Source organism: Allobosea sp. RCC_152_1, assembly GCF_041360765.1.
GTDB classification, from domain to species: domain Bacteria; phylum Pseudomonadota; class Alphaproteobacteria; order Rhizobiales; family Beijerinckiaceae; genus Allobosea; species Allobosea spartocytisi.
Genome location: NZ_JBFUPU010000001.1, coordinates 240,079 through 259,239 on the forward strand (window position 1 = coordinate 240,079; position 19,161 = coordinate 259,239).

Below are 19,161 nucleotides of genomic sequence, written 5' to 3' on the forward strand. Positions count from 1 at the left end.
CGGCAGGCCCGCTCGATCAGGATCCGGTTAACCGCCGACCTGGAACGAATAGCTCAGCGTCGTGCCGAAGGTGAACTGGTCCCGGCTGCCATTGACCCGCACGAGAGGGGAGCCCGCCGCCTCGTCCAGGAGCCGGTCGTAGCGCGCGTAGACCGTCGTCGCCCAGTTTTCGGACCAGTCATAGGTGACGGCCGTGGCCAAGCCCGCCGATTTCGCGCCGGAGTCCGGGCGATAGGGCCTGTAGATGCCGCTCAGCGCCGCTTCTCCGGGCGTGATCCCGAAATTGCGCGTCATGTAGCTCTTACTGCCCATGCTGAAACGCGGGCCCGCCGAGAAGGTGAAGCTGCCGAAGCGCTCGACCCAGTCGGCGGAGAGATCCGCGACGACGCCGTGATGGCCGTGAAAGCCCTGCTTCACCTCGGCGCGCAAGCGGAAGCGATCCAGGACGGGCCAGAATTCGGCAAAGACGCCGGCCTCGATCGTCCAGGGCACGTCGCGCAGGCCGAAAAGTTTCCGGTCCGCGCCGGAATAGCGGCCTGACTTGTAGTCGCCGACCACGCCGACCTTGAGCCGGTCGGTGTCGTACAGGGCGAAGTCGAGTCCGTCATCGGGCGCGCTGAAGCCTTCGGCCTCCCCGACACGGCGCCAGCTCAGCGACGGCATGGGCGAGAAGCGGCGCCATTTCGAGCCCTCGAAATCGGGCTCGTATTGCAGCGAGCCGCCGATCGTGATGATCCAGCCCTTGGCGGGGGTCGGGTCGGTCAGGGCCGGCGTCGTGTCGGCGGCCCGGGCGGCGGAAAGGCCGCAGGACAGCGCGAGCAGCGAGAGCCATGCTCCGCGGCTTTGGACAAGAGGCACTCGCTTGCCGCGGCCCTTGGATACGCAGGTTGTCCGCGTCATTCGCTGGCGCTCCGGCTGAGTTTGATTCCGAGTTTCTTGATGCGGTGCCACAGGCTGCGTTCCGCAACGCCGAGCAGCCGCGCGGCCTGGACCTGCACGCCGCCGGTGCGGCGCAGAGCAGCGAGGATGAAGTCACGCTCGATGCGTTCGAGCTCGGCATCAAGATCGCCGGGGATGCTGCCAGAATCGCCACGGCGTGGCGACGATTCAAAGAGGTCGCGCGGCAGGTCGTGAACATCGATCGTGGGTGACTTCGCGACGATGATGGCACGCTCCACGCAGTTATGCAGTTCCCGAATGTTGCCGGGCCACTCATGGTCGGACATAGCCGAAATCGCGGCGGGCGTGAAGCCGATGACTCGCTTTCCCATGGCTTCGCTCAACTGGCCGAGAAAATGCGTGGCGAGCGTCGGAATATCCTCCCGGCGATCGCGCAGGGCGGGCAGGGCGATGGGAAAAACGTTGAGCCGGTAGAACAGATCTTCGCGGAAGCGGCCTTCCGCGACGGCCAGGCGCATGTCCTTGTGCGTGGCGGCGATGAGGCGGACATCGACCGTCTGGCTCCGGTTGGCGCCAATGGGCTCGAAGCTGCGCTCCTGGACGGCGCGCAGCAGCTTCGCCTGCACGGCCACCGGCATGTCGCCGATCTCGTCGAGGAAGAGGGTGCCGCCATCTGCCGCGGCGAAGCGGCCGATGCGGTTGGACAGCGCGCCCGTGAAGGCGCCTTTCACATGGCCGAAAAGCTCGCTTTCCAGCAGCGTCTCGGGGATCGCCGCGCAGTTCACGGCGACGAAGGGCTTGTTGCGCCGGGGACTGTTGAAATGGATCGCGCGGGCGACGACCTCCTTGCCGGTGCCGCTCTCGCCACTCAGCATCACGGTCGCCCGCGTCTCGCAGACCTCGGTGACCTGCTCGATCACCCGCCGGAAGGGTGCGCTCGAGCCGATCAGCGTCTCGAAGCTGTAGCGTCCCTCCAGCTCGCTGCGCAAACGATCGTTGTCGCGCACGACGTCGGACAGCCGCAGCGCCCGCCGGACGGTGGCGGCGACCTCGTCCATCTCGAAGGGCTTGGCGATGTAGTCGAAGGCGCCTTCCTTCACGAGATCGACGGCGTCGCGCACGGTCGCGAAGGCGGTGATGATCACGACGGGGATCTCGGGCCAGTGCTTGCGAACCTCCTGCAGCAGCTCGCGCCCGTCCATCACGGGGAGCCGCAGATCGGTCAGGACCAGATCGAAGCGGGCCTGTTCCAGCTCCTGCAGCGCGGCGCGGGCGTTGTCCACCGCGGTCGTGCGATAGCCGAGGTCTTCGAGGGCTGCCGCGAGCACGTCGGCGAGCCGCGCCTCGTCGTCGACAATCAGAACAGCGTGGCTCATGGCGCTTCCTTTGATCGCCAGCGCGGCAAGGTGATGCTGAAGGCGGCGCCCCGGCCTGGCTCGCTCGCGCAGGTGGCCTGGCCGCCATGGGCTTCGGCGACTGTCTGGACCTTGGCAAGGCCAAGCCCGGTACCTTTCGTCTTTGTCGTGAAGAATGGGTTGAAGATCTCGTCGCGCATCTCCGCCGGCACGCCCGCGCCCTCGTCGCGGATCGTCAGCGAGACGGTGTCGCCCTCAGCGGTGACGTCCGCATGGATCGTGCCTCCGTTCGGCATGGCGTCGATGGCGTTGAGCACGAGGTTGAGACAGGCCTGATGCAACTGGTCGGGGTCGCCGCGGACCGTGGCATCGCCGCTCTCGTCGGTGACCGCGACGGAAATCTTGTGCCGCGCCAGCTCCGGCCCGGCAATCGCGGCGACGCGATCGATGATCGACCGCATCCGCAATTCGCTCGTCATCGGCGGCTTGGGATGCGCGAATTCGAGAAAGTCGCGCACCAGCGTTTCGATCCGGCGGACCTCGTCGATGACGTAGCCGAGCATCTTGTCCTCGGAGCCGGCGAGCTTCGCGCGGTTGCGGACGACCTCGGTCGAGGTCTTGATGATGCCGAGCGGGTTGCGGACCTCATGCGCGATGACCATGGCCGCCTGACCCAGCACCGACAGCCGGTCCCGGCGCCGGAGCTCAGTTTCGAGGTCGCGCAGCGCGCCGAGCTGTTCGGCCATGCTGTTGAAGCCGGCCGCGAGCTGGACGAGTTCGCGCCCTCCTGTCTCCGATACGCGCTGGCGATAATCGCCCGCGGCGATGGCCCGCACGCCGCGGGTGAGCGCGCGCAGCGGACGCACCAGGATGTCCGACATCACGATGCCGACGGCGACGGAAAGGAGGCTCCCGAACAGGAAGATGCCGAGAAAGAGGCTTTCGCGTCCGAGCTGCTCGAACAGCCCCGCCTCGCTGCGCAGGCCGACGAACGCCACCGCCGCCAATTCGCCGTCGATCCCCTGGAAGCCGATATAGACGGCCCGGTAGGTGCCCCCATCGGCCGAGGGATCGAACACCGCCTCCTGCCCGGTTGCGAGCTGGCGCCTGATCTCCTGGGGGACCGGGCTGACGCTGTCGGGATGGGTTTCCAGCACGGGTTCGAGCCGGGGCCCGAAATCGGCGAAGAGCCGGACGTTCAGGGACGTCACCACCTTGATGCTGCCGAGATAGGCTTCGTCGAGCCAGGAGCCGACCAGCACGTGCAGCGTCTGCCCTTTCACGGAGATCGTCTGGACCGCGCCTGCCATGATCCGGCGCTGGCCATTCGCCGTCATCTTGAAAATGCCCTGCTTCTCGTCCGTCGGAAGGAGCGTGATGGGCTGAAAGGGCTGCGAGGTGTAGCGAATCGTCCGCTGATCGTCATAGACGGCGATCACATCGTAGCCGACCGAGTTCAGCAGGGCCGATTCCGCGTCGAAGGTCGATGACGAGCGGACATCGATGTCGGCATTGCTCTCGATGCGCTGGCCGATCACCGCCGCGACGCGCTGCGCCTCCTGCGAGGCTTCCTCGACCTCGAGCCTGAAGAAGCGCGACGTCTCCCCCAGCCACTGCTCGACATTGTCCTCGAAGGCGCTGGAAAGGAGCCAGGCGGCGACATAGGCGGACGCCAGCATCGCCGGCACGCTGACCAGCATGAACCCGATCACGAGCCGCAGTCGCAAGGTCGTCATGCGGAAGCGCACGGCTTCGCCTCCCTACCGCGCCGGACCGAAGGATTGAATCCGCTTCCCGGAAAAATCGAACGCGAAAACAAACAGACAGGTCGCCGTTTCAGCGCCCTGTCGGACGCCCGGCGACCCCGACGGCAGACGGTCCCGCTGCGTGTGGCGGAACCGCCGCTTCATCGCTGCCGCGTCCAGAGATCGTCGTCGCAGACGAGGCCGCCGAGCACGCAGCCGCGGATCTCCAAGGTATCCGGCCCTTTCGGCGAAAGGGTCGTGCGATAGCTCTTGCCGTCTTCCGGATTGTAGCCGGTCCCGGTCAGGACGCCGGACGCGTCCGGCTTGAAGTCGCTGAGGACCTGCAGCCCGAGCAGTGGGCGCTCGCGCAGCTTCGGATCGGGATTAAAGCGGTCGACGTGAGGCTGCTTCAGCCAGACGATCTTGCCGCATAGGGCCGGGCCGCAGCGGCTGATCGCGATCTCCGACACGCCATCCGAGTCGCGCCAACGTCCGATGACCTCGCCGGTGCTGTCGGCCCGGGCTGGCAGCGACATCAGTGCCGCGGCAATCAGCAGAGCATGTGACAGCTTAGGAATCGGCATCGTCATTCTTCTCTCCGAGGGCGACCACGCCGGCCAGGATCAGCGCGATGCCGATGCTGCGGGTGAGGTCGATGCGCTCGCCGAACGCGAGCCAAGCGAACAGCGGAACCGTGACATAAGCGAGGCCGGTCATCGGGAAGGCCCGGCTCAGCGGCATGTCGCGCAGGATCGCCATCCAGACGACGAAGGTGCCGATATAGCCTATGCAGGCGAGCCAGACACCCGGCAGGGAGATCGCCTTCGCGATCATGGCGAGGCCGAAATCCATGTCGCCGAGTCCGTCCGCGCCCCATTTGAAGGCGAGCTGCGTGCCGGTATCGAGCACGATGAAGGCCGTCCAGATCGCGATCTGGCGCCAGCGGGACGGCTGTAGGGTCGGGGCGACGGCGCTCATGCGGCGCTCCTTCTGGCCATGGCCGCGAGATCGGGGTCGAAGCGCGCGAAGGAAAGATGCGGGCTGAGCTTGCGCATGGCCCATTGCAGCGGCGCGGCGCGATGCCGGAAGCGGATGGTGGAAGGCACCAGCCGGCTGCCGAAGCGCAGCTTCGCGGCATAGGCCGTCTGCCCGCTCTGCAGCAGCTTGATGCGCCGCTCCAGGCAGAAGCGCACATTCGCCATCCAGCTCACGGCGTAGAGATTGTGCTCGCGGCCGAGCGGGTAGCGCATGCCCAGGAACTTGTCGATCACGCGGTCGGCCTCGACCAGCAGTAAGTTGAAGGCGGCGAGTTCCGCGCCGATCCAGTAGAGCGCGAAGACGACCCGCGCGCCGAGCGCCTGCGACAGGCCGCTGAAATAGCCGGGCGGCAGCACTTCGAGGCCGCCATAGTCGAGGCCGCTCTGTTGCCGGGTCGACTCGTAGAGCGCGTCGATCTCGGCTTCGAGGCCGGCGATGTCGCCGCGGAACTCGATGCGGACCTGATCCGCCTTGGCGAGCTTGCGGCGGATGTCCTTGCGCGTCGACCCCGAGAGCGAGGCGAGGTAGCCGGCCTCGTCGGCGAAGGGCAGGTCGAGCACCGCGATCGGCAGGCTGCCGAGCTCCGCGAAGCCCTGCACGCCGAGAAGCGGGCCGAGCAGGGCGTCCTCAGCGGGGGCGAGATCCTTCCAGGCCACGATATGCGCGCGCTCGGTCGCGGCGCTGGCGGCGAGCGTCTCGACCATGACGCGGCAGGCCTGCTGGCGGGCTGCATCGTCGAGGCGAGGGGCGAAGCCGACATGGCAGCGTTCGGCATAGGGCGAGCCGACGCAGAGCACCCGCAGCGTCATCAGCCCGGGCAGGCGGCGGAAAACGGCCTCGCCGAGCGCACGCAGCGGCCCCTGGAGCGGCGTGTCCAGCCGGTAGTCGAGGCGGAAGAACGGCGCGACCGCGACGACACCCTGCGCATCCGAGACGGTGACGGCAAGGCTGCGGATGCCGACGGCCGAGACCGCCGCGGCCGTCTCGCAGGCGGCATAATAGGCATGGCACTCGGCCTCATGCGGCAGGCAGGCGTCCCAGGCCGCGCTCTCGACCTCCGTGATGCTGCCTGCGATCTGGCCGGTCAGGCCGGTCATGGGGCCGCGACGGCGCGCAGGAGCACCGTCTTGTTTTCGGCCTCATGGGCGGCTTCGAGCCGGGCCGCGAGTGCGACCGAGCGCTCCACGACGATGTCGCGCTGCTGGTCGATCGTGACGAGATGGTAGCTGTCGTCGAGGACGACCGCATCGACGAGGCCGCCGAGGCGGCGCTGGATATGGAAGGCGTTGGAGAGGCTCGCGATGTCGTCCTCGCGGGGATGGACGAGCAGGGCGGGACAGCGGATCGAGGGCATCTGGCGGCGCGTCAGCGCGATGAGCTGCCACATCTGCTGCAAGGCGCGGGAAGGGGTCGTCAGCAGCCCCGCCTGCGTGCTGTCGCCGCTGCTCATCGCGCCCATGATCACCTGGCGGGTTCGCGGATCCTTGATGCCGTAGGGCTCGCGTTCAGCGAAGCTGTAGCGCCGACCCATTGGCGTGTTGATCAGCCATTTGAGCAGGAAGGCATAGCGCGGGATCGACCAGCCGTCATACCAGAGTGTCGGCGCGTAGAGCGCGAGGCCGGCGACGTCCGCGGGGCGCTCGGCCGCGATATGCATCGCCATCACCGCGCCCATCGAGAGCCCGCCGACGATGATGCGGTCGCAGGATTCTTTCATGCGGTCGAGTTCGGCGAGCACGCTCGCCACCCAGTCGCGCCAGCTCGTGGCGAGCAGGTCGGCCTCCGTGCCGCAATGGCCGGCGAGCTGCGGGCAATTCACGGTGTAGCCCGAGCGGTGGATCGCCCGCGCCACCAGCCTGAGCTCGACGGGGGTTCCGCCGAGCCCGTGGATGAGCAGGAACCCGGTTCGGTTGCCGGCGTAGCGCAGGCTATGGTCCTGAATGGTCACGGGCGCGGTCTCAGGCGGTTTGGGCGACGACGATGACGCCGCAGGTGATGAGGAAGGCGCCGAGCCATTGCCGGCGGCCGACACGCTCGCCGAGAAGCACGGCGCTGGCGAGCGCGATGGCGAGGAAGTTGGCGCTGGCGATCGGGAAGGCGATCGAAAGCGGCACCTCCGCCAGGATGCGCAGCCAGATGAAGAACTCGGCGACATAGGTGGCAAGGCCGGCGGTGACCCAGCCGCAGCGAAGCGCCGCCACGGCGGTGGTCCGGAAATCGGCGCCTTGCGGCAGCCTGTCGGCACCGATCTTGAAGCAGAGCTGGCCCGCGACGTCGCAGGCCACCGAGAGCACGAACCAGAAGATGATCCAGGGCGTCATGACAGCACCGTCTCGAAGCAGTCGATCAGGGCCGCATTGACGCGCGCATTGCGGTCGAGCGTTCCGGGCTCCGGCTTCAGGCCTTTGGGGTGATCGAAATAGGCGAGCGCCGCGCGGAACGGATCGGTGAAGCGCGGCTTGGACCAGTCGCCGCAGACATCGATGCCGCGGATCGCGCGCGCGGAGGCCAGGCGCTGGACCGCGCGCAGCAGATGCGTCAGCGGCATCTCACCCTGGTCCCAGTTGGTGAAGGCGTCTTCGGGGCCGAGCACATCCTTGTCGATGGTCAGCCAGATGGCGCGGGTCGGGATCGCCTCGACGAGCTCGTCGAGGAAGTCCGACCAATTCTCCTCGGCGAGATTGCGCCAGTGGAGATGGCCGCCTTCCTGCCGGTAGCACGCCGTCCGCCCGTAACGTCCCCAGACGCGCGAGGGCTGGTGGCGCCAGGGATAGAGCGCGATCCGCCCATCGCGGACGGCAGCGAGATTGGCGAATTGCAGCTCGGGCCGGACGAGGTCGTCGCTGCAGGGGCCGATCGTCACGACCTTGCGCACATGCGGCAGCTCCAGCGCCCGGTTGACCCAGGCGCCGCAATTGACCGTGGCGGGGAAACGCACCCAGTCGGGATGGTTATCGAAATGGACGATGGTCACGTCCTCCTCGACGCCAGAGACGAGGCTGGCGGTCAAGTGGTGAAAGTCCCCGGACCCATAAAAGGTCACCGTGATCTCCCGCCCGCTGCCGGCATCGGGGGCGAGCCGGGAAGCGAGGCTTTGCAGCGCTTCCCGGCTCGCCACGATCCGCAGGCGGCAGGCAAGGTCGGCAGCATCGATGCGGGTTGCGGCCCCCGCATCGATGCGCCGGCGCAGCGGCTCCTGAGCCGCCACGCCTGCGTCGAGATCGATCACGCGCAATCGCAATGTGGCCTCTGCGGCGTTCAGGCCGTTGCGACGCGGGTGAAGAGCTGATCGAGCAGCGCAATCGCCAGATCGATCTCGGCGTAGCTCATGGTTAGTGCGGGCGCGAGGGTGATCACGTTCTTGTAGTAGCCGCCGATATCGAGCACGAGGCCGTAGCGCTTCCCCGCGATCTCGAGATCGGCCTTCATGCCCTCGTCGCACATCAGATCGACCAGGCGCTTGGAGGGCGTGTAGCTGTCGTGCGGCTCGCAGATCTCGATGCGCAGCGCCATGCCGAGGCCGTCGACCTCGCCGACGATCTTGTGGCGCTTCTGAAGGTCCTTGAGGCTGTCGAGGAAATACGCGCCCTTGGCCATGACCATGGTCTCGTAGTCTTCCTCCTCCATCATCTTCATCGCCTCGAGCGCGACGGCGGTGCCGAGCGGGTTGGCGTTGAAGGTGGAGTGGGTCGAGCCGGGCGGGAAGATGGTCGGGTTGATCAGCGCTTCCTTGGCCCAGACGCCCGAAAGCGGGTTCAGCCCGTTGGTCACGGCCTTGCCGAAGACGATCACGTCCGGCGTGACGCCGAAATGCTCGATCGACCAGAGCTTGCCGGTCCGGTAGAAGCCCATCTGGATCTCGTCGACGACCATCAGGATGCCGTGGTCGTCGAGCACCTTCTTCAGACCGGTGAAGAAGTTCGGCGGCGGGATGACGTAACCGCCCGTGCCCTGCAGCGGCTCGACATAGAAGGCGGCGTATTCGGCCTGGCCGACCTTGGGGTCCCATACGCCATTGTACTCGCTCTCGAAGAGTCGCGCGAACTGCTGCACGCAGTGCTCGCCATACTCCTCCTTGCTCATGCCCTTCGGGCCCCGGAAATGATAGGGGAAGGGGATGAAGTGGGCGCGCTCGCCGAAATGGCCGAAGCGGCGGCGATAGCGGTAGGACGAGGTGATGGCGGAGGCGCCGAGCGTGCGGCCGTGATAGCCGCCCTCGAAGGCGAACATCAGGCTCTTGCCGTTGGAGGCGTTGCGCACGAGCTTGAGCGAATCCTCGACCGCCTGCGCGCCGCCGACATTGAAGTGAACCCGGCCCTTGGCGCCGAACTTGGCTTCCGCGTCCTTGGCGATCATCGCTGCGAGCTCGATCTTCTCGCGGTGGAGATACTGGCTCGCGACCTGCGGCAGCGTGTCGATCTGGCGCTTCAGCGCGTTGTTGAGGCGCGGATTGGCGTAGCCGAAATTGACCGCCGAATACCACATCTGCAGGTCGAGGAAGCGGTTGCCCGCCGCATCGAGCATGAAGGAACCCTCGCAGCCCGAGAAGATCTTGGGGAACTGCGTGTAGTGGACGGTGTCGCCATGCGAGCAATACTCCGCCTCGAGCGCGAGCAGGCGCGCTTCTTCCGCCGCGAGGCTGGCGCGCGATGCCGCTTGCACCGCATCGGCGGTGGCGAGCCGGGGGAATCCGTCATCCATCGATCTTGTCCTTGAGTTCTGTATGTTCCTCGGGCACGACGGTGCCGGCGAGGACGCCCTCCAGCAGGCTGATGGCCTCGGAGAAGACGGTAAAGGGCCTGTGGGCGATGCCGTTCTCGCGGCAATGCGAAACCAGGCTGTTCTTGGCGAAGACCATGTCGGCCTGGGCCGCCACGCAGAAATCCGAGCGCCCATCCCCGACGAGCAGGGTCAGTGGCCGGCTGAGATTGCTCGCGACCCGGCATTTGCAGGTGCCGCTCGCGCAGCCGCCGGACGGGTCGGCATGCGGCGAATCCAGCCGCCAGCGATCGCCGCCGATCGATTCCAGATGGTTGGCGATGATCGTCAGGTCGCCGAGACCGGCCTTGCGCATGATCCGGCGGATCGTCCGGTCCAGCCCGTCGGAAACGACGGTGACGGGGATGCCGTGATGCTGGCAGAGATGGACGAAAGCGGCGAAGGCCCAGTCGATCTCGAGGCTTTCGACGAAGGTGTCGAACACGTCGGGCGAGACGCGCAGCAGGGCGACCTGCCGTGCCATGCACTCCCGCGAGCCGATATGGCCCGCGGTCCACTCTGCCTCGATCTCTTCCCAGCCCGGCGCGGCGAAGCGCTGAAGGACACTGTCGGTCGTATCACGGCGCGAGATCGTGCCGTCGAAATCAATGATGGCCTGCCACTGCATGCGTATGCGCTCCGGAACCGTGCGCATAGCGCAAGCGGTGTGCCAAACCTTACATCATTGTCATATATAAGTTTTTAAGTTTGGGACAGCGTGGGGTACCTGCAAAGTTTGGAAGCGCCATCAAATTTTGTAGGGCCGTTGCAGCAAATCCCGTAGCCATGGCGAGGCCTGCTCCCTGCTGCCGGGCAGGCGGTTCCGAACGGCAATGCTTAGGGAAGCAGGGCTTTTCTCGCGGCGGGTTCCCCGATCCTTCGCACTCAGGCAAGGCGATCGCCGGCCACCCGCGAATTCTCCGCCTGCGGCAGGCGCGACGTCAACCGTCAGAGTCGCATGCCGCCATCCACCGGGATCTCGGCGCCGTTGATATAGGCGCCCTCCGGTGAGCAGAGCAGCAGCGCGATGCCCGCGCAGTCCTCGGGGCTGCCGATCCGGCCCAGCGGGATACGCGCGAGAGCCAGCTCTTCCCGGCCCGGCTGCGCGAGGATCGCGCGGTTGCGGTCGGTGCGTACGGCGCCGGGCTGGATGAGGTTGAAGGTGATGTCCTGTGCCTGCGTGGTGCGGGCCAGGGTGAGGATCATGCTGGTCTGCGCGGCCTTGGTGGCGGCGTAGTAGAGGCAGTCGGCATTGGCACGCGCCTCCTGCACGGAGCCGATCGCGATGACGCGGCCGAAGCCGCGGGCCTGCATACCGGGCAGGAAGGCTTTCAGGAGCCGCGCCGTCGCATGCAGATTGACCTCGCTCTGCACGGCGAGCGCCTCGTCGCTCAAGGTGTCGAGCGTCTGGCGAATCTCGGCCGAGGCGCAGAGGACGAGGATGTCGGGTGCCAGCGCTAGCCGCGCGAGCGCGGCGGCCATGCCGTCGACGGCGCCGGGCCGTGCCAGATCCGCGATCAGTGGCGTTGCCCGACCGTCCTCGCCACCGAGCCGGCGCGCGACCGCCTCGGCCTCCTCGTCGCGGTCATGGATGACGAGGAAGGCGCCCGCGCCCGCGAGAGCGGTCGCGATGGCCAGCCCGATCCCCCGCGCCGCGCCGGTGACCAGCGCGACGCGCCCCGAAAGCGGCCCCGCCATCAGCCGAGCAGCGGCTTCACGCGCGCGGTCGCGTCGTCCATCGCCTGCTGTGCGGGCTTGCGGCCGAGCACGGCAGCCTGCGTCTCCTCGACGAAGATGTCGTGCGCGCGCGCCTGCTCGTCGAAGGCCGGCAGATGGATGCGCGAAGCCTTGAGCGCGGCGGCCTCGTCGGCGGCATAGGGCATCGCCGCCTTCAGTTTCTCGTCGGCATAGGCCGAGATGCGGACGGGGCCGTTGCCGTTGAGCGCCATCGCCGTCGTACCGGCCTTGGAGGAGAGCGCACGGATGAACTCCCAGCTCAATGGCTTCTGCTTGGCGTTCTTCGGGATCATCAGCGACCAGAACTCGACCGTCGGCGCGAAGGCGACCTTGCCGGCGAGATCGGCCGCCATCGGCGGCAGCAACGACTTGAAGCGCCCGCCATATTTGCCCTTGGACGGGTCGTTATAGGTGACGAGCCGGGCGAAGGGGTTGATCGTCATCGCGGCCCGGCCCTGCTGCATCCAGGTGGTGATCTCCTCGTTGTTCACTGTCGCGAAGTTCCGCGGCAGCACGCCGGCCTTGTAGAAATCGGCGAGGAGCGTGAGCGTCTTCACCATCGGCGGCTCGGCCGCGACGATCTTGCCGTCGGTCGTCATGTAGTCGCCGCCGAGGCAGCGGGCGAGCGTCAGGAAGTTCGAGGCGAAGACGGCCGTGAAGGCGAGGCCGTAGACCTGCGTGCCGTCCTCGCGCTTGAAGGTGAGCTTGCGGGCGAGCTCCGTCAGCTCCTCGAAGCTCGTCGGCAATTTGGTGACGCCACGCTCTTCCAGCAGCGCCTCGTTGTAGATCAGGGCATTGGTTGCATGACGCACCGGGATGCCGTGCAAGGCATCGCCGACCTTGAGCGGCGCGATCAGGCCGGGCGCGACATCGTCGAAGGCTTCGATCGGCGCCTGCTTCATCAGCGCGTCAAGCGGCTCGAAGAGCTGGAGATTGCGCGGAACCGCGCGGCCATTGACGAGATAGGCGACATCGATCGAGGTCTCCGACAGCGAAGCCTCGCGCAGCAGCCGCTCATGCACGGCATTGACATCGCCAAAGGTCACCCAATTGACCTCGGCGCCATTCGCCTTGCGAAAGCCCTCGGTGGCATCGCCGCCGGGGCCGGTGGTCGCCGCCGTCTGGTGGACGCGGTGGCCGAGCGCGGTCAGCGTCCTGGTCTGGGCGAGGGCGCCTTTGGGAAGAAGCGCCGCCGTAGCGGTCGCACCGGCGAGGGCGCCGAACCGGCGGCGTGAAATGCGGAGCGTCATCGATGGTCCTCCGGGATGTTGTTTCGACGCTGTCGTCGCGCCGCTTTTGTCGATCGATCAGGCCGGCAGCAGCGGCTGCACGCGCTTGACCAGCGAGGCCATCGCCTCCTCGGGCGTCTTCATGCCGAGCACGGCGGCTTCCGCCTCCTCCTTGAAGAAGTCGCCGGCGCGGGCCGCCTCGTCGAAGGCCGGCAGGGGCACGCGTGCGACCTTCAAGACCTTCAATTCCTCGGCGGCATAGGGCACGGTCCCGGCGAAGCTCTGGTCGGCATAGGTCGAGGCGCGCACCGGGCCGTTGCCGTTGAGCGCGGCCTTCAATGTCGCCTCCTTCGAGGTCATCGCCTTGATGAAGCTCCAGGCGAGGTCCTTGCGCTTGGCGTTCTTCGGAATGACCATCCCCCAGAACTCGACCTTGGCCGGGGCGGCATCGTATTTGCCGGCGAGCGTCTTCGAGGCCGGTACGGCGATCGTCTTGATCTTGCCGGGGAATTTGGATTTCTGCGGGTCGTTGTAGATGCGGTTGCGGCCCATGCTCTGCAGGCTCATCGCGGCGCGGCCCTGCTGCATCCAGACATTGACATCCTCGGGCGAGAGCGTCGCGAAGCTGCGCGGGAAGGCGTTGATCTGGAAAAGCTCGCGCAAGGTGCGGATCGCATTCAGCATCGGCGGCTGGTCGGCGACGCATTTGAAATCGGGCGTGATGAAGTCGCCATCCCAGGCGCGGGCGAGGTCGATCACGTTGGGATAGGTCACGCCCGGCGTGCACAAGCCCACGACTTGGGTGCCGTCGCTGCGGCGATAGCTGCAGGCCTTGGCGATCTCGATCATCTCCTCGATCGTCGCCGGGGGCTTGGAGAAGCCTTTCTCGGCCAGGATCTCCTCATTGTAGTGCAGGCCGGAGGAGGCGTGGCGGAAGGGGATGGCGAGCTGCTTGCCGCTGACCTTCATGCCTTGCATCAGGCCGGGAAAGATGTCGGCGGGGTCCTCGACCGGGTCCTTCCTGAGGTAGTCGTCGAGCGGCTCGAACAAAGTCGCGGCGCGCGGCACGACCTGGGTATTGACCACGAAGCCGACATCGACCGAGCTCTCGCCTAGGCTCGCCTCGCGAAACAGCCGCTCCTGCAGTGGGCCGGTGTCGAAGGTCGTCCACTGGACGGTGACGCCGTTCTTCTGCGCCCAGTCCTTGGTAATGTCGCCGCCCTGCGCGCCGGTCGCGACCGTCTGCATGACGCGATGGGTGAAGACGTTGAACGGATTGCTCTGCGCCCGAGCCGCGCCGCCGAGCCCGGCGAAGCTCAAACCCAGGATGCCGGCCCCGAACTGCCTACGGTCGAGAGTCGCCCTCTGGCTCATGGTGATCCTCCCTGTGGTTCGCGAGTTCCGCGATGGCGGCTTCGGCCGCTTCGAAATGCTTGTTCATGGCGGCAAAGGCCGCAACCGGATCGCCGGCCCGGATCGCGTCGACGACGCGGACATGCCGCTCGAAGGTGCGCTGCCAGTCGGCGGGGCCACGCGCCTCGCGCGAATTGAATATCTCCATCACCTCACGGATCACCGGCCGCAGGCCCCGGATCTGGAAATCCAGCAGGCGGTTGCCCGAGGAGGCGGCGACGGCCTCATGGAAATCGAGATCGGCCTCGATCCAGCGCGGCACGTTGCCAAGCGCATCTTCCATCCGGGCGAGAATGAGGTCGAGCTTCTCGATATCCTCGGCCGTGCGGCGCTCGGCACTGTGCGCGGCGATCGGCGGCTCCAGGATGCGGCGCAGTTCTACCGCCTCGGTCAGGCCATTGGCGCGGCCGCGCACGGCGAAGCGGTAGAAGCGGTCGAGCGGGGCGGCATCGAGCGCCTGCACCCGCGTCGGCTTGCCCTGCTGGATATGGACGACGCCCATCGCCGCGAGCTGGCGGATGGCCTCGCGCGCGATCGGCTTGCTGACGCCGAAGGAGGCGGCAATGCGTGCCTCCGAAGGCAGGAAATCGCCCGGCTTGAGCCGCCCGTCATGAATCGCCTGGGTGATGCGCTGGATCACGGCATCGCCAAGACGCATCGGCACGACATCGCCTCCGGCGAAAAGGTCGTCCTCATCCAGCACGGAACGGGCGGTGTCGCTCATCAAATTCCTCCGGCGGCGATCATTGACAGATGCCGCGTTCCTTGGCAACTGTTCAACCTATCAGATAAGATGATGTCCTTCAGGGAGGACGCGAGCCCATGCCGGCCAGCCGGATATCGAAGATCGCCGTGCATCCGCTGCGGGCGACCCTGCCCAAGGTCCAGCGGACATCGCAGGGTGACTACCCGGCGATCGAGATCGTCGTCGTCGAGGTCGAAACCGAGGACGGCACGGTCGGCTTCGGGGAGGGGCTCTGCCGGCGTGGCGCGGCCGGCTATGCGCGCTTCATCGAGGAGGCGCTGGTGCCGCGCCTGATCGGACGCGACGCCGCCGACCGGCGCGCATTGTGGAAGTCGATGCGCGCGGCGCTCTCGGGGCGGCCCGGCGGCCAGATCGTCGAAGCGATCGCCGCGATCGATATCGCGCTCTGGGACATCGCCGGAAAGCAGGCGGGCGAGCCGATCCACAAGCTGCTCGGCGGCATGGGGCGCAAGGAGGTCGCGGCCTATGCTTCCTCGATCAACTGGCTGGACGATGCGACGGTCGAGGCCGAGGTGGCGGCCGTTCTGAAAGCCGGCTTCCGCGAGATCAAGGTCAAGCTCGGCCATCCGCTCAGGGACGCCATCGCCCGCGCGAAACTGATCCGTAGGCTCGCCGGCGACGACATCGCCCTCTATGTCGACGCCAACTGGGCCTATGATGTCGATGATGCGATGATCGTCGGGCGGGCGCTGGCCGATCTCGGCTACGGCTTCTTCGAGGAGCCGATCGCTCCGCATGACCGCGAGGGCTATCGTCGTCTGGCCCAGCACCTGCCGATCCGCCTGGCGGCCGGCGAGAGTGACTATGTCGCGTCTGAGGCGCTGATCTCGTTGCAGGACCGCTCGCTCGGGCTGATCCAGCCGGACGTGACGCGTTCGGGCGGCATCACCGAGACCTGGCGTATCGCCGAGCTCGCGGCGACCTTCAATACGGCCTATGCGCCGCATGTCGGCTGGTCGGGCGCGATCTGCGTTGCCGCGAGCCTGCAATTGGCGGCGGCCGCGGAAACCTTCCGCACCTTCGAATGCATGGTCTACGAGAACCCACTGCGCGATGCCTTCACGCGCCCGCTCGTCGGCGAGGGCTCGCAACTGGTCGACGGCAAGCTCGCCATCCCGCAGGGGCCGGGCCTCGGCATCGAGATCGACCGCGAGGCGCTGAAGCGCTTCAGGATCGCTTGATGACCAGCCGCACGCCCCTTTCCGCCATCGCGCTGGTCACGCCGGTCCAGCTCATGATCGGCGGCATCATCTTCCTGCCGGCGATCTACGTCTTCTGGCTGAGCCTCAACCAGTCCTCCTTCGGCCAGCAGGCGACATTCGTCGGCCTCGCCAACTACGCCAAGGTGCTGGCCGATCCGTATTTCTGGAAGGCGCTGCTCAACACCGTCATCGTCGTCGCGATCGTCGTGCATGTGGAGTTGCTGATCGGGCTCGGCATGGCGCTGTTCTTCGCCTCGGGCGTGCCGTTTCGCGCGCTCCTGCTCGCCATCGTGCTCGCGCCCTATGCCGTCAGCGAGGTCTCGGCGGTGGTGATGTGGCGCTACCTGTTCGAGCCCGATGTCGGGATGATGAGCCGGTTGCTCGCCACGATCGGGCTGCCGCCGATCGAATGGGCGGTGAACCCGAGCCACGGCCTCGCCATAGTCAGCCTGCTTTCGATCTGGCTGCATCTGCCGTTCAGCTTCATCATCCTCTATGCCGCACGGCTTTCGATCCCCAGCGACCTCTACGAGGCGGCGTCCATCGACGGCGCCTCGGCCTGGACCAGCTTTCGCCGCGTGACGCTGCCGCTCTTGATGCCGGCGCTGCTGATCGCGGCGCTGTTCCGCTACATCTTCGCCTTCCGCCTGTTTTCCGAGGTCTGGCTGATGACCGGCGGCGGACCCGCACGCTCGACCGAGGTGATGGCGGTCTATCTCTATCTCGAGGCCTTCCGCTACAACGCCTTCGGCCCGGCCGCGGCCACCGGCTGGTTGCTCGTGCTCGCCTCGCTCCTGCTCGCGCTGTTCTATCTGCGCCGGCTCTACCGGGAGATGTTCGCGCGTGCCTAAGCTGCTTCGCCATTTCCTGAAATTTTTGGGCGTGCTGGCGGTCGTCGCCTGGTCGCTCGTCCCGATCGGCCTGATCGCGATGTCGTCCTTCAAGGCCGACCGCGACATCTTCTCGCCAACGGGCGCCTTTTCCTTCGCGCCGACGCTGGCGAACTACCAGGCGCTGTGGAGCCGCTGGGGCGATTTCTTCTTCGGTCTTTGGAACAGCTTCCTCGTCACGGTCGGCGCGACCGTGCTCGCGGTCGGCGTCTCGCTGCTCGCCGGCTTCGCCTATTCGCGCTTCGCCTCGCGCGGATTGCAGGCCTCGGCCTTCTTTCTGATCTTCATCCGCCTGATCCCGCCGATCGTGATCACGCTGCCGCTCTTCCCGGTGGTGAACTGGCTCGGCCTCAACGACACGCATGTCGTGCTGATCGTGCTCTACGCCACCTTCTTCGTCTCGCTGGGCACGGTGGTGATGCGCACCTTCATCGACCAGATCCCGCGCGAGCTGGACGAGGCCGCGATGATGGACGGCGCCTCGCAGTTCCAGATCATCATGCGCGTGATCCTGCCGATGGCGGCGCAGGGCATGCTGGCGGTCTCGGTCTTCGTCATCGTCTATGCCTGGAACGAGTTCCTCTTCGCCTTCATCTTCACCACCACCAAGGCCAAGACCGCGCCGCTGGTGATCTCCGAGATGATCGGCGCCGTCGAGGGCGTCGAATGGGGCGTGCTCTTCGCTGCGTCCACCGTGCAGCTCGTGCCGGTGCTCGCCTTCGTCATCCTCATGCAGAAACACCTCGTCGCCGGCCTCACCGCCGGCGCGGTGAAAGGCTGATCGCCATGACCCCGTCAGATTCCCGGCTCGACGACTTCAGACGCGCCCTGCGCGAGAGCGACCCAAGCTTAAGCCGCTTCGATCCGCTGCCGAGGATCATCTGCCTCGACGATTTCGACCGCGGGATGTGCGGCTGGACCCAGCTCGTCGGCAATTACGAGGATACGCTCGACGCGATGCTGCCGGGCTATGCCCAGCACAGCCACGCCATGCTCTCGACCCTGCCGAACTGGGATTTCGGCTCGCATGGCGGCGTCGACGGCTCCTATGCCTTGAAGATCGCCACCCGCCCGAAAAAGGGCGCGCAGAATGTCGCGATCAAGCGGCTGACCTTCCGCAAGGCCGGGCCGATCCGGCTCGAGGCCTATTTCACCTTCAAGCCGGAGGCGACGGAGCTCGCCCTGTCGGAGACCGATATCCGCTCCTTCGGCTTCCTCTACGATCTCCAGATCGGCGATACGTCAGGGCCGGGCGATCGGGTCATGCCGCATCTGCGCTTCCTGAACGCGCAGGACGGCCAGCACATCCAGAAATGGCAGTTCAAACGAAAGACCACGCCGATCAAGCCGATCGGCACCGCCGGCAAGACGATCACGCATTACCATCTCGCTCCCGACGATTGGGAGGATCTACCCGGCGGCGAGCAGCGGCTCTGCTACAACGAGATCCCGACCAAGGTGAATTGGCACTATCTGCGCTTCGATTTCGACCTCGCGGCGATGCAGGCGACGCGCTTTCAGGTCAACGACCGCGTCTTCGCGATGGACGGGTTCGACTGCATCCGCATCCCCGCGATGAAGAACCTGTGGTGCATGCTGAATCTGGCCTTCTTCGCCGAGACCGACACCCACAAGCGCGCCTTCGCCTATCTCGATTCCGTCTGCCTGTCGGGGGATTTCTGATGTTGCCCGAGAACCTGACCGCCGTCGTCGCCCGCAACGAAAGCTGGACGGGGGCGAGTGCGACCGAGCCCTACGAGGCCGGCTGGGCGAAGGAGGCCATCGTCTTCGTCCGGGCGCTCAAGGCCCCGGTCGGCCCATTGCCCAAGGCCAGGGTCGAAATCTCGGCGGACGGCATGCACTGGTGTCCCGAGGGCTCGGAGTTCGACCTGCCGGCGGCGAAGGACGCCGTGACCTTCCAGCGGCTCGCCCATTTCGGCAACTTCTTGCGCATCGCCGCAACCTTGCCGAAGGGTGCCGAGATCACCGTGCTGGTGACCTTCCATCTGAAGGCCTGATAGCGGGACATCCGTGGAGCTTGCTGCGTTGTCGCGGAAGCACGGGATCCATGCCGGAGCCTTGATCGAAAAGGGTCAGGCATGGATCCCGGGTCAGGCCCGGGATGACG

At 66.6% G+C, this 19,161-nt stretch carries 20 protein-coding genes; 5 read left to right on the plus strand and 15 right to left on the minus strand.

The annotated features are described in order from the left end of the window. Window positions 1-27: 27 nt before the first annotated feature. The 15 genes from AB6806_RS01115 to AB6806_RS01185 all read right to left on the minus strand — a co-directional run bounded on the left by AB6806_RS01115 (window position 28) and on the right by AB6806_RS01185 (window position 14,899). Window positions 28-900 (minus strand): MipA/OmpV family protein, encoded by an 873-nt coding sequence (locus AB6806_RS01115; protein ID WP_142020314.1) that lies wholly within the window; start codon window positions 898-900, stop codon window positions 28-30. Further along, on the minus strand, window positions 897-2,276 hold the full coding sequence (locus AB6806_RS01120) for a sigma-54-dependent transcriptional regulator (protein ID WP_038361518.1): 1,380 nt from the start codon (window positions 2,274-2,276) through the stop codon (window positions 897-899). The genes AB6806_RS01115 and AB6806_RS01120 overlap by 4 nt, the downstream gene beginning before the upstream one ends. Next, the gene (locus AB6806_RS01125; protein WP_370953931.1) at window positions 2,273-4,003 is read right to left on the minus strand and encodes a sensor histidine kinase; all 1,731 of its coding nucleotides are present in this window, start codon (window positions 4,001-4,003) and stop codon (window positions 2,273-2,275) included. Before AB6806_RS01125 ends, AB6806_RS01120 begins: the two co-directional genes overlap by 4 nt. Window positions 4,004-4,161: 158 nt before the next feature. Next, window positions 4,162-4,590: a DUF2147 domain-containing protein gene (locus AB6806_RS01130; protein ID WP_112763456.1), complete on the minus strand. Its 429-nt coding sequence runs from the start codon at window positions 4,588-4,590 to the stop codon at window positions 4,162-4,164. Beyond that, window positions 4,571-4,978, minus strand: a complete 408-nt coding sequence (locus AB6806_RS01135) for an EamA family transporter (RefSeq protein ID WP_051987741.1) — start codon at window positions 4,976-4,978, stop codon at window positions 4,571-4,573. Before AB6806_RS01135 ends, AB6806_RS01130 begins: the two co-directional genes overlap by 20 nt. Beyond that, window positions 4,975-6,135, minus strand: coding sequence for a GNAT family N-acetyltransferase (locus tag AB6806_RS01140; protein WP_370953932.1), 1,161 nt, complete (start codon window positions 6,133-6,135; stop codon window positions 4,975-4,977). Before AB6806_RS01140 ends, AB6806_RS01135 begins: the two co-directional genes overlap by 4 nt. Further along, window positions 6,132-6,986 (minus strand): alpha/beta hydrolase, encoded by an 855-nt coding sequence (locus AB6806_RS01145; RefSeq protein WP_197062719.1) that lies wholly within the window; start codon window positions 6,984-6,986, stop codon window positions 6,132-6,134. Before AB6806_RS01145 ends, AB6806_RS01140 begins: the two co-directional genes overlap by 4 nt. Before the next feature lie 10 nt (window positions 6,987-6,996). Beyond that, entirely contained in the window at window positions 6,997-7,359 is a 363-nt protein-coding gene (locus AB6806_RS01150) for an EamA family transporter (protein WP_038361524.1), read from the minus strand. After that, the gene (locus AB6806_RS01155) at window positions 7,356-8,267 is read right to left on the minus strand and encodes an arginase family protein (protein WP_370953933.1); all 912 of its coding nucleotides are present in this window, start codon (window positions 8,265-8,267) and stop codon (window positions 7,356-7,358) included. Before AB6806_RS01155 ends, AB6806_RS01150 begins: the two co-directional genes overlap by 4 nt. Before the next feature lie 29 nt (window positions 8,268-8,296). After that, window positions 8,297-9,739 carry an aspartate aminotransferase family protein gene (locus AB6806_RS01160; RefSeq protein ID WP_370953934.1) on the minus strand — a complete coding sequence of 481 codons (1,443 nt, stop codon included), beginning with the start codon at window positions 9,737-9,739 and terminating at the stop codon, window positions 8,297-8,299. Continuing rightward, window positions 9,732-10,424 carry an MtnX-like HAD-IB family phosphatase gene (locus AB6806_RS01165; protein ID WP_197062721.1) on the minus strand — a complete coding sequence of 231 codons (693 nt, stop codon included), beginning with the start codon at window positions 10,422-10,424 and terminating at the stop codon, window positions 9,732-9,734. Before AB6806_RS01165 ends, AB6806_RS01160 begins: the two co-directional genes overlap by 8 nt. Before the next feature lie 320 nt (window positions 10,425-10,744). Further along, window positions 10,745-11,494: an SDR family NAD(P)-dependent oxidoreductase gene (locus tag AB6806_RS01170; protein ID WP_191123193.1), complete on the minus strand. Its 750-nt coding sequence runs from the start codon at window positions 11,492-11,494 to the stop codon at window positions 10,745-10,747. After that, entirely contained in the window at window positions 11,494-12,783 is a 1,290-nt protein-coding gene (locus tag AB6806_RS01175) for an ABC transporter substrate-binding protein (RefSeq protein ID WP_191123192.1), read from the minus strand. The genes AB6806_RS01170 and AB6806_RS01175 overlap by 1 nt, the downstream gene beginning before the upstream one ends. 57 nt (window positions 12,784-12,840) lie before the next feature. Beyond that, window positions 12,841-14,136 (minus strand): ABC transporter substrate-binding protein, encoded by a 1,296-nt coding sequence (locus AB6806_RS01180; RefSeq protein ID WP_113252167.1) that lies wholly within the window; start codon window positions 14,134-14,136, stop codon window positions 12,841-12,843. Then, complete coding sequence (locus AB6806_RS01185; RefSeq protein ID WP_370953935.1) at window positions 14,108-14,899, minus strand: FadR/GntR family transcriptional regulator; 792 nt, start codon at window positions 14,897-14,899, stop codon at window positions 14,108-14,110. Before AB6806_RS01185 ends, AB6806_RS01180 begins: the two co-directional genes overlap by 29 nt. A gap of 98 nt (window positions 14,900-14,997) precedes the next feature. Between AB6806_RS01185 and AB6806_RS01190 the strand changes: the two genes are divergently transcribed. Genes AB6806_RS01190 through AB6806_RS01210 form a run of 5 tightly spaced genes read left to right on the plus strand, consistent with a single transcriptional unit; the run spans window position 14,998 to window position 19,051 of the window. Continuing rightward, a complete protein-coding gene (locus AB6806_RS01190) occupies window positions 14,998-16,122 on the plus strand; it encodes a mandelate racemase/muconate lactonizing enzyme family protein (protein ID WP_370953936.1) in 1,125 nt (374 codons plus the stop codon). Beyond that, complete coding sequence (locus AB6806_RS01195; RefSeq protein ID WP_370953937.1) at window positions 16,122-16,994, plus strand: carbohydrate ABC transporter permease; 873 nt, start codon at window positions 16,122-16,124, stop codon at window positions 16,992-16,994. Before AB6806_RS01190 ends, AB6806_RS01195 begins: the two co-directional genes overlap by 1 nt. Next, window positions 16,987-17,814 (plus strand): carbohydrate ABC transporter permease, encoded by an 828-nt coding sequence (locus tag AB6806_RS01200; protein ID WP_260368235.1) that lies wholly within the window; start codon window positions 16,987-16,989, stop codon window positions 17,812-17,814. The genes AB6806_RS01195 and AB6806_RS01200 overlap by 8 nt, the downstream gene beginning before the upstream one ends. Window positions 17,815-17,819: 5 nt before the next feature. Beyond that, the gene (locus AB6806_RS01205) at window positions 17,820-18,716 is read left to right on the plus strand and encodes a DUF6772 family protein (protein WP_370953938.1); all 897 of its coding nucleotides are present in this window, start codon (window positions 17,820-17,822) and stop codon (window positions 18,714-18,716) included. Then, window positions 18,716-19,051 (plus strand): hypothetical protein, encoded by a 336-nt coding sequence (locus AB6806_RS01210; protein WP_370953939.1) that lies wholly within the window; start codon window positions 18,716-18,718, stop codon window positions 19,049-19,051. Before AB6806_RS01205 ends, AB6806_RS01210 begins: the two co-directional genes overlap by 1 nt. Window positions 19,052-19,161 lie beyond the last annotated feature (110 nt).